Source organism: Hadarchaeum sp. (SeqCode), assembly GCF_038871235.1.
In the GTDB taxonomy this organism is placed as follows: domain Archaea; phylum Hadarchaeota; class Hadarchaeia; order Hadarchaeales; family Hadarchaeaceae; genus Hadarchaeum.
The window spans coordinates 76869-86403 of the sequence record NZ_JAVZIN010000007.1; the positions used below are offsets into that span (position 1 = coordinate 76869).

The 9535-nt window shown below is 54.3% G+C and carries 10 protein-coding genes, 1 tRNA gene and 1 pseudogene; 8 read left to right on the forward strand and 4 right to left on the reverse strand.

Going from position 1 to position 9535, the window contains the following annotated elements; all coding sequences use genetic code 11:
* The first annotated feature begins 5 nt into the window (after positions 1-5).
* The 6 genes from QXT02_RS04645 to QXT02_RS04670 all read left to right on the forward strand — a co-directional run bounded on the left by QXT02_RS04645 (position 6) and on the right by QXT02_RS04670 (position 5645).
* Complete coding sequence (locus QXT02_RS04645; protein WP_342812206.1) at positions 6-824, forward strand: CBS domain-containing protein; 819 nt, start codon at positions 6-8, stop codon at positions 822-824.
* 13 nt (positions 825-837) lie between these two features.
* Positions 838-1728, forward strand: a complete 891-nt coding sequence (locus QXT02_RS04650) for a CBS domain-containing protein (protein ID WP_342812226.1) — start codon at positions 838-840, stop codon at positions 1726-1728.
* On the forward strand, positions 1725-2585 hold the full coding sequence (locus tag QXT02_RS04655) for a CBS domain-containing protein (protein ID WP_342812207.1): 861 nt from the start codon (positions 1725-1727) through the stop codon (positions 2583-2585). Before QXT02_RS04650 ends, QXT02_RS04655 begins: the two co-directional genes overlap by 4 nt.
* The gene (locus tag QXT02_RS04660) at positions 2582-3376 is read left to right on the forward strand and encodes a CBS domain-containing protein (RefSeq protein ID WP_342812208.1); all 795 of its coding nucleotides are present in this window, start codon (positions 2582-2584) and stop codon (positions 3374-3376) included. The genes QXT02_RS04655 and QXT02_RS04660 overlap by 4 nt, the downstream gene beginning before the upstream one ends.
* A 25-nt stretch (positions 3377-3401) precedes the next feature.
* Positions 3402-3496 (forward strand) — tRNA-Gly (locus QXT02_RS04665).
* A 214-nt stretch (positions 3497-3710) separates the two neighbouring features.
* Entirely contained in the window at positions 3711-5645 is a 1935-nt protein-coding gene (locus QXT02_RS04670) for a zinc-ribbon domain-containing protein (RefSeq protein ID WP_342812209.1), read from the forward strand.
* Between the two features lie 180 nt (positions 5646-5825).
* Here QXT02_RS04670 and QXT02_RS04675 read toward each other — a convergent pair whose 3' ends face one another.
* From QXT02_RS04675 to QXT02_RS04685, 3 genes are all read right to left on the reverse strand, one after another.
* Positions 5826-5957, reverse strand: a complete 132-nt coding sequence (locus tag QXT02_RS04675; RefSeq protein ID WP_342812210.1) for a hypothetical protein — start codon at positions 5955-5957, stop codon at positions 5826-5828.
* A 53-nt stretch (positions 5958-6010) separates the two neighbouring features.
* A complete protein-coding gene (locus QXT02_RS04680) occupies positions 6011-7549 on the reverse strand; it encodes a transglutaminase domain-containing protein (RefSeq protein WP_342812211.1) in 1539 nt (512 codons plus the stop codon).
* A gap of 115 nt (positions 7550-7664) precedes the next feature.
* On the reverse strand, positions 7665-8063 hold the full coding sequence (locus QXT02_RS04685) for a zinc-ribbon domain-containing protein (protein ID WP_342812212.1): 399 nt from the start codon (positions 8061-8063) through the stop codon (positions 7665-7667).
* 264 nt (positions 8064-8327) lie between these two features.
* On the opposite strand from QXT02_RS04685, the gene QXT02_RS04690 reads away from it, so the two are divergent.
* Entirely contained in the window at positions 8328-8585 is a 258-nt protein-coding gene (locus QXT02_RS04690) for a hypothetical protein (protein WP_342812213.1), read from the forward strand.
* A gap of 43 nt (positions 8586-8628) precedes the next feature.
* Positions 8629-9273, forward strand: a complete 645-nt coding sequence (locus QXT02_RS04695; RefSeq protein WP_342812215.1) for a hypothetical protein — start codon at positions 8629-8631, stop codon at positions 9271-9273.
* A 2-nt stretch (positions 9274-9275) separates the two neighbouring features.
* Here the strand turns inward: QXT02_RS04695 and QXT02_RS04700 are convergent.
* A pseudogene (locus tag QXT02_RS04700) lies at positions 9276-9535 on the reverse strand (hypothetical protein); the annotation flags it as partial.

A 9535-nucleotide genomic window follows, 5' to 3' on the forward strand; every position in this document is an offset into this window, starting at 1 on the left:
GTGTGATGGCATGCCGTGACGCGCTCAGCGGCGTGAAAGTTGAAGATGTGATGAGACCCTGCAGCATATTTGTATCCTCTAATGATCTGGTCACCAAGGCGCGAGCGGTAATGCGTTCCACTGGACTCAGGAGTCTTCCGGTCATCGATGGGGGAAGGCTTGCTGGGATCGTGACCATCAAGGATATCCTGCAGGTCACCTCGACCCGCTCCAACATCGCCGTTTCTGGGATAATGTCGCCTTCCAAGCTGGTGGCCACTCCTTCGATGTCTCTCGTCGATCTGGCTAGACAGATGGTTGGCTTGGAGGTTTCCGATGTTCCCGTGGTAAAAAGTCTTAGCGATCGAACGGTGGTCGGTTTGGTGAGGCTTGACGACCTGCTGGCACAGATCTCCGGCAAAATTTCTCCGGGGAGAAAGGTGGAGGAGGTGATGGTAACAGATGTGGTTACCTGTGAGCCTGAGGATGAAGTTTCCAAAATTTGGGATCTGATGGAGAAGACAAATTGTTCCGGACTGCCCGTGATTCGACCTGACAAGCGACGGAGGGCGAGGCAGGTTTTGGGGATGGTTACCCGCTCCGATATAATCAGGTCAGGCAAGATCAGGCTCTCAGAGGAGTCCGACAAGGGGCGTTTCAAGTCGCCGCCAAAGGTGAAATCGGTGATGAGGACGCCGGCGATAGTGGTCTCGCCTCAGACGCCAATTACTACTGCTATCGACTTGATGCTGGAGAAAAAAATCGGGAGGCTGGCGGTAGTGATGGATGAAAATCTGGTGGGAATTTTGAGCCGCTCGGACATCATCAGGTTCGCCTGCGGGTGATCATGTGCGAAGGATGCCCCACTACAAATCCCTTGATCGCGGCCCGGTCGATTTTAAGTCACGCGTTCACCGCAAGGAGGGCGACATAATGACCATCGCCAAGAAGTCGGTGATTTCAGTGCCCCAGACGATGAGAATAAAAAATGCCGTGGACCTGATGGTGAAGGAGGGAATAAGGAGACTGCCGGTGACCGAGCCCGGAACCAAGAGGTTGATCGGCGTCGTCAGGACTAGGGACATTCTGGAGTTCCTCGGAGGCGGGGAGAAGTTCAACATCGTCAAGGTGAAGTTCGGTGGCAACTTCCTAGCGGCGGTGAACGAGCCAGTGAAGATGGTCATGGAGAGGGACCTAACCTACGGCACCAGCCGCATGTCGATAACTGAGGTCGCCCGGCTCATCCTCGATCGGGGAGTTGGTGGGGTCCCGATTCTGGACGATGACAAAAAAATAGTCGGGATTGTTTCAGAGCGTGATTTTCTCCCGTTTATCCCGGAGGTAACCGGAGCCAAGGTGAGCTACTATATGTCCCGCCACGTCGCCACCGCAGAATCCTCCTTCAGCATTCTTGATGCCACGCGAACCATCGTTTCCCGGGGCTTTCGCCGGCTTCCCGTCGTTAGCGGCGGCAGGTTGGTGGGCATCGTAACGAGCATGGATATCCTGCGTTATCTCAGCTCCAACAAAATCTTTGACTACCTGAGCACTGAAAAATTCGAGGACGCAATGTCAATCAGCGTTGAGAAGATAATGACCCAGGAGGTCTTCCGAGCCGCCCCTGAGATGGATGTCGGTGAGGCTGCTAGGATCATGCACCAGAGGGGTTGCGGCGGGTTGCCCGTCATCTCCGGTGATGAGCTGGTGGGGATAATTACCGAACACGATTTGATGAGGTTGTTGATTTGAAGGTTAAGGAGCTGATGAGCGCGCCGGTGCTAGCGGTGAAGCCGACCGATACGGTTGCCCACGCGAGGAAGCTGATGCTGCGGGGTAAGGTGAAGCGGCTGGTGGTGATGGAGAGGGGCCGGTTGGTCGGGCTGCTGACCGTGCGCGACATTATCGCCCGATTAAAGGCCAGCTCTCCGACTTGGCGCCTGCGAACCGTTGATAATGTTTTGGTTTCACGCGTCATGAGCGATGAGGTTCAGTCGGTATCCCCGGAGACAGATGTTAACAAGGCAGTGGCCATGATGCTCGACCGTGATGTCAGCAGCTTGGTGGTGATGGATGGAGATAAGGTGGTGGGAATTCTGACCAAAACCGATGTGGTGAGATATTTTTCAGAATCGCTGGAAAAGAGATTCCAAGTGAAAGATCTGATGAGCCGGGATGTCGTCACGGTTAGACGCAGCCAATCGGTGGCGCGCGTCGTGGAGCTGATGGAGGAATTCAACGTCAGGAGCGTGGTGGTGACCGATGGAAAGAAGCCCGTTGGGGTGATCATGGACCGAGATTTAGCCTTTGCCCAGCTCGAACATCCGGAAAAAGGAGTGAAGGAGAAGGAGCTCAAGTACACGAGAAAGGTGGAGAGGGGCGGCAGACCGCGGGGACGATATGTTAAATACGTGGCGCTGCTTACTGCTGATGATATCATGCGCCGGGACCAAGTAACAATTAACCCCGAGGCCGATGCTGCCGTGGCGGCGGAGCTGATGATAAGGAGCGGGATTAGCGGCGTACCAGTAGTGAAGGGGGAGAAGCTGGTCGGGATCGTGACCAAGACCGACTTACTTAAAGGAGTGCGGAGGGCTGGGATTGGATGAGGGTCAGTCAGATAATGAGTTCACCTGTGATCGCTCTGGACAAGGATAGATCTCTGGCCGATGCCATCGACTGCATGAGGCGGAAGCAGATCTCCAGAATCGTGGCTGTCGATAACGACCGCGTGGCAGGAATATTGACCGAAAAGGACATCGTCCGGGAACTCGGCTCGTTGCATGCCTATCGATTACCTCCGAGCCGGTTACACATCTCCAGCGTCATGACCTCCGACCCCATCAGCGTGGCCCCGGAGGTCACGGCGAAGAGAGCCGCCGAGCTGATGCTGGATCACGATATCAGTGGACTCCCGGTGCTGGAAGGAGGGAAGTTGGTCGGCATCGTCACCAAGATGGACTTCGCCAAAGTTTGCATGGATTATGACGACGTTTACGTGGGGCAAGTCATGCAAGCCAGCCCCATCACGGTTTCTCCCGGCGACCGGGTGATTCACGCGCGGAAGCTTCTCTTGGAGGAGGAGATACTGGCCCTGCCCGTCGTGGAGAACAGGGTCCTCATCGGGATCGTGACAACTAGGGACGTGGCCATGAAGCTGGCGGCGTTTCAGGAGGTGGTTCCGGACAAGTACAAGAGTGAACGCATCAGGAACCTTCTGGTGGGGGACATCATGACGCAGCCGCCGACAACGGCCAGAACCGACACCAAGCTACCTGAGTCCGCGAAGCTCATGCTGGAAAAGAGATTTTCCGCGCTCCCCGTTTTGAACCTCGACGGCGAGCTCGTCGGGCTGCTGACTAAGACCGAGCTCACCGAGCTGGCGCGCGAAAGGCTTTAGTGGTCAATTCTGTAGTCTTCTTGGGGCGGCCGTGGTCCAGCCTGGTTAAAGCTAAATGCTGCCAAGAGACTCAGGCTTCCCAAGCCTGCTACGCGGGTTCGAATCCCGCCGGCCGCACCACTATGAGGATTTGAATTCAACGCTAAAATTGAAATCAACTTTCTACAAATACCAATTTTTATGGTTGCTTGGTTGGGTGTTGTTGTTGCGAGTCGCTATGGAGTTGGTTTATCGTCGAATTCACAAAAAAGGGTGTTTAAAACTTCATTTAGCTCCGTAGGTCGCATCGGCTTTATACGTATGGCCGTCCCAGTTAAAGCAAGAGGTTCTTCATTTGCCTTTTTGTCATGAGTGTGGTGCCGAGGTTGACGGCAGGGCGAAGTTCTGTCCCGAGTGCGGTGCTAAGATTTTCGTTAAAATACCTTTCAAAAAACCACCAGTTTCAGGCACGGCGGTCGCACTTCCAAGGATGGAAAAATGTCCGGAGATTCCATCAGCTGGTAAAACGAAAGGAAAGCGAAAGATTCTACCCTATATGGTTCTCTCCATATTAATCCTCACCATGGTCGTCACAGCTGCGGTGGCATCGATGGAGGGCCAAAATCTACCCATGACGAGCTCCGTAACGAGTTCCACAACCACGATAACGAGCACTTACCCAAGCACCACGACCATGACTACCACATCGACGCACTTACTTGACAACAGGGTTGGAGGGATAATCCCTTATGACGGTGGTTATCCGACAGTTGCGTGGATCACCTATGTTACCAAGGACGGGACCACCACCAGCATGGAAGCCTACTCCGGCTTGGTTGTCATCTTAGCGGAGAAGGGAACCACCGCTGCAGTAGTGTCGGCCGAGGTCGGCTCTCTCGGTGGGGAGCTAGTCCTTGAAGTTCCTATCTGCGGCTATTACTGGGCGCGCGTTGCTGCGGGTAAAGAAGCCGATTTCATCAGCCGCCTGAGGGGCAAATCTTGGGTGGCCGACGCCTTCCCCTGTGTTCCTATCGACTTGGCCCAAGGGGGAACCGTTTATGTGGACGCCGAGCAGACCAGCGGTTGGTTCTGGGACGCCTACGACTCCAATGCTCTCGACAGCAACCAAGTGATCATCGACGCTTGGTCCAACGACGGCTACACCACTCATGGCACCGACGTCTCGCAGATCTCCAGCAGCTGCACGTCGTCGGCCACGGCCAGCAAGTCCGAGGTCGACATTTATTACCAGCCCAACGGCACGGGGCAGGGGTACATCAATAGCGGTTCCATCATCCCCGCGATCGCCCTAGCCATGATTAACGCCAACGACGCCGACCGGGTGACGGCGATTAACCTTTCGATTGGGTACAAGGACGGCTTCAATGACGGCGTCGACCGGCACGGACTCGATAATCCGGACGTAGCCACGATCCAAGAGGGCGAGTATCAGTTCTTGGCGGAGATCCTCCACGGGATGGAGACCATGGGCCAGCCCTACCTCGACCACGTCCTGATATCAATCGCGGCCGGAAACATGGGCGTCGACCTCACCAAGAAACTGCAGCTCCTGCAGGAGCTGTACCCAAACGCTTGGGGTCACGTCATCATCGCAGGCGGCCTAGACGCTGACGGCAATCGCATCCGAACTTTTAACGATAGCGACAACCCGGACGACATCATCTACGCGAAGATGCCGGGCGGCCTTTGGGGCACCTCGTTCACGGCCCCGCAGCTCACCTGCTTGGCCACGGCCTTGGCGGCGGCCCGGCCCGACCTGAGCAGCTGGCAGATCAAGAAAGCCATTCTCGAGGCGGCGCTGCCAAGCTTCGAGGGCTACCGGGTCATGCCGTCGCTGGCGGAGACCATGAAAAAGGCCGAGGAGCTCTTCCCGGAGGGGGAGCCCTTGCCCGACATGATGGGAACTTGGTCGGGATCCTATACAGCCAATGGTACTAATCCCAGAACTCCGTGGGCATATAACGACGCGGGAGAGCTAACGTGGACCATCACCTCTGCAAGCGACTACTATTTTTCCGGGACCATTCACATAACCGGAATTCAGCTCCGCTGGGACCAGAGCGGGGAGATTTATGGATACACCTCGGCTACGGGGAGCATTTCCGGGAGCGTTTATGGGAGTGTGGTCGAGGGAGATTACTATTACTATGTACAGGAGACCTCGAGTACCTCTCACTGGCACTTCACGGCGACATTGAGCAGGGGTACCCTGACCTGTAATCAGTCCGATTCTAAGACCTCGCTGTCTTTCACGTTAACGCGCCAGTGAATAGCACCAAGCAAATGTTTATTTTGACCGATTACGAATATTACCTATGGCAAAGCTGTTTCCTGCGGTTTTGGTAATAGCTATCGTGGTCGCTTTATCGGTGGTATTCTTTCTGTTACCAGGTCGTCCTAGCGCGAGTCAGACGCCCTCTAGCACGTCAGGTCAGTCAACTACCACAAGTCAGACATCCTCGTACACATCCAGCCCGGCGACTTCGAGCACGACAAGCCAGACTTCTTCGAGCACATCCGCACAGACCACGGCAGAATACGTGGTGGCTGAATATCTACCCGGCGAGTATTCGGGGACCAAATCATCACTTAACTATGGAGAGGTGAACTACAATCTTCGATACGATTACAGCTTCAGCGCTTTCTTGGCTTCAGGTTCGCGCCGCACTCCGTGCAGAACTTTGAGTCCGCCGGAACCTGAGCTTGGCATTTGGGACAGATCGCTAGGACCTTCGGCTCAGCTTCGGCGGCTGACTCGGGCTCTGGTTTTTCTTGCCTCTTCGTGATGATCATCCTTCGCCTTCGTGCTGAAGTTATCGCGCCGACTATCGCCACGATTACTATCGCCACCACGACGAAGGGTAGCATTTCCGTCAGCTCCGAGGGAATTGTAGGCCCGGTTGGAGTTGTCGTTTCGTAAGGTGAGGTGGTGGTTTCGGGTGTTGTCGTGTAGGTCGTTGTGGCCTCAGGATACTGCCAATTCACGAGACCATTATCAGCCATCCTTGACCAGACATAATAACCCACGCCACTTTCTTTGGCAGAGGTGTAGGTGTAAGTCTCCTGAGGGTTCAGGAAGATTATCTCGCTGAAGGCGTTGACCCAGCTCGACCACGTCCCATCTTGTAGTGTGGACCTTTTGACCAGCACGTTGTCCAAGAAAGGAATGGGCGAGATATTAGTGATGTTGAAATTCAGCTCGCTTCCCGCGGTCTCCAGCGACATCGCGACCGGAGTAACCTCATCGATGACTTCCCAGCCGGTGAGGACGATGCTGTAGTTGACGCCGGACTGTATTACTCCGGATCCGGGCGGAGCTTCCCTGTACCAGTAGTGCCAGCTTTCCTCACGAGACCTTGCGGTGGCAAGTTTGCGGGTATCTCCAATATCTCCCCAAGTAGGATCGACCGTCAGCCAGCCGTAGTTGGGAACCCAGACTTCAACCCAAGCGTGGCTCGTTGTTGTTTGTATTTCTTGGTAAAGGTTAGTCTCCTTGTTTTCCAATCCATAGCCCAGAACTCGGCGCGCCGGGAGGCCCACGGCCCGGCAGAATCCTATGAACAAGTTGGAGTAGTCGGTGCAGACGCCGGAGCGAACGCTCAGCATCTCGTTATCGGTCAGGTCCGGGATTTCTGCTCCGGATTGCCTCGCCGCCCATTTGGCCTCATCGTAGGAGACATTTTTCTTGATCCAATCGACGAATTTTGCGATGATTTTTGGAACGTCATTACCGGCCTCGCTCACCAGCTGCAGCGCTTGATTGGTCACCTCAGCAGAAACGGTGACGTATTCGTCGGGCTGGAGATATTGAGCCAATTCCTCCTCCACCTTGGTCGGCAGGGGCTGGTGCGGCACGGCAGTGGTTTTTCCCAGATCAACCGTGACCACGAAGGTGCCGGTGTAGATATTGTTGGTGTAAATGGTCGTCGTCTCGACCACCCAAACGTACTTTCCATCGATGGTTTGTATGTCGCCCTGATCCAGCGTCGCCTGCACTATCTGATAATCGGTTTGTATCGGGATGTCGTAAATTTCCGCGCGGATGGAGGTCCTGCCGGGGTAATAGTTTCCCTGCCAAGGCAGTTCAATTTTGTAACGTAACGTATACTTCACCGTGAGCGGTAGCCCCTCTTCGGCAGCTGCAACTGGTGGCGATGTCAAGCATCCCAGCACAACAACCAGCGCTAGGCAGATGAAAACAATGGTTAATTTTTTCGTTAGATTACCTTAAGTCAATTAGCTCGCTGATAGTATTAAGGTTTGGTAAGCCCGGCCTACTTCTCACGGACTATTTTTTGGGTTTCACTCGTGCCCCACACCTGGGGCAGAATTTAGAGTTCAACGGAATTCTCTCGTAGCAGTTGGGACAGATGGCCAGTACCAGCGCCTTCTCGGGCTTACGTTCACCTTCCTTGATGATCACCGCCTGTCCCCGGGCGGTGAGGATCTTCCAAGCCGTCAGCGAGAGTGCCTGTCGCTTATATTCCACGGTAATCACGGCGTTGGCCCCCATTTTCTGGGCTTTTTCCTTCAGCTTTTGGTTTACCTCTTCCAAAGTCGGTTCTCGCGAGAAGGCCGTGGTGGCATGGACCTTGGCCTGGACGGTTCCGATGACTTCGTATGGAACGGCAGGAGCTTCGGAGTAAATCCTGATTTTTGCCAGCTCTGCAGGGGTTTTCATTTGCATCTGATGACACTATTTTGGAGCTTGTTTATAACTTGGGTAGCTTAGGGATTGGTTTTCGCTCCGTACCGTTTCAATGCTGAGTTGTTACGCGTAGGTGATTTTCTGAGATCGCCTCTAGGTCATTTGTTTTATTTTTTGCACGACCCCAGCGAATTTTTTTTTAGGATCAACAGGGGCAAGTTGGTTATTTGAGTTATGTTCGGGACGGGCCTGCCTAAATCATATAAACGATTAGCTTCATTTTTTTAGATGGAATGTGGTCGGATGGACATCACGTTCATCATCGAGGTTGTTGTTTTGGCGGTGGAAATTTTGGTGATCGCTTTGGTCCTCGTCCATTTTCACAGGCTGGAGAAAAATACCGAGGCGGTAAACCGTCTCATCAAGAAGCTGGATGATCACATCAACGAGCTCGAACATGACTATGAACGCATTGAAAAATGTGTATCCAGATTGTGCCAGTCCGAGTCGCAGATATACGATTATCTGAAGAAGCACGGCAAAAAGCTCCAGCGCTCTTAATTTCGAGTCCGCTGAGCTTAGAGGATATTGGTTAATAATCACGTTGAATAAAGAATTAATGATGTCCGGGTGCCTGCAGGCGCTGTCCAAGATTCAGAGCTACTCGCGCGAGCTGGGCTTAGACCTCAGGAAACCGGAGGATCGGTTCAAGTGGTTCTTGGCCTCGCTGCTTTTTGCCAAGAGGATTTCCGCTAATGTGGCCAAGAAGACCTACCTGATGTTTGAGGCCGAGGGGCTGGTGACTCCGGAGGCGATCTTGGCCGCGGGCTGGGACAGGCTGGTTGAGGTCCTAGACGCCGCGGGATATGTGCGCTATGATTTTTCCACGGCCTCAACGCTTCTCGACACCGTGGGCAGGATCAAATCATTGGGTGGTCTCGATCGCCTGCACCAGATTTCAGATAACGCGAGGGATCTGGAGCGCAGGCTTCAGGAGCTGAAGGGGGTTGGTCCGGTGGCCTGCAACATCTTCCTGCGGGAACTGCGAGGGGTCTGGCCCAAGGCAAAACCCAGTCCCTCTAAGGTGGCCCTGCAGCTGGGCGAGAGCCTGGCGCTGTCCCGGCCCCAGGTCGAGCGGTTTGAATCAGCCTTAATCAGGGTTCATCTGGAATACTGCAAGCGGCGAAAATGCCTCAGTTGCCCCTTGGGAAAATATTGTCGGAACTTCACCCGGCCGAAGGAGAGATAGTTTCATTCTATGATCGGCAATATTTCTGCCATGATGAAGTCGACGAACTCCTGCACCGTGGATCTGCTGAAGAGGGTGACGACAACGTTTCTGGTGATACCCACGACCAGACCACGCTTGGCCACCTCCCAGACCACATACCACAGCTTCCCGTGCTCCAGATATTCACGGTAGAGCTTGGTATCCGCCAACCCCGAGCCGGCCAGCGCCAGCTTACCCACGCCGGGAATGTCCACGTTATCGAACCAGATCAGCTTCGTCG

Bases quoted from the DNA above. Each gene is read 5' to 3' on its own strand.
- QXT02_RS04645 (WP_342812206.1), top strand. From the start codon at position 6: ATGGCATGCCGTGACGCGCTCAGCGGCGTGAAAGTTGAAGATGTGATG.
- QXT02_RS04650 (WP_342812226.1), top strand. From the start codon at position 838: ATGCCCCACTACAAATCCCTTGATCGCGGCCCGGTCGATTTTAAGTCA.
- QXT02_RS04660 (WP_342812208.1), top strand. From the start codon at position 2,582: ATGAGGGTCAGTCAGATAATGAGTTCACCTGTGATCGCTCTGGACAAG.
- QXT02_RS04685 (WP_342812212.1), bottom strand. From the start codon at position 8,063: ATGCAAATGAAAACCCCTGCAGAGCTGGCAAAAATCAGGATTTACTCC.
- QXT02_RS04690 (WP_342812213.1), top strand. From the start codon at position 8,328: ATGGACATCACGTTCATCATCGAGGTTGTTGTTTTGGCGGTGGAAATT.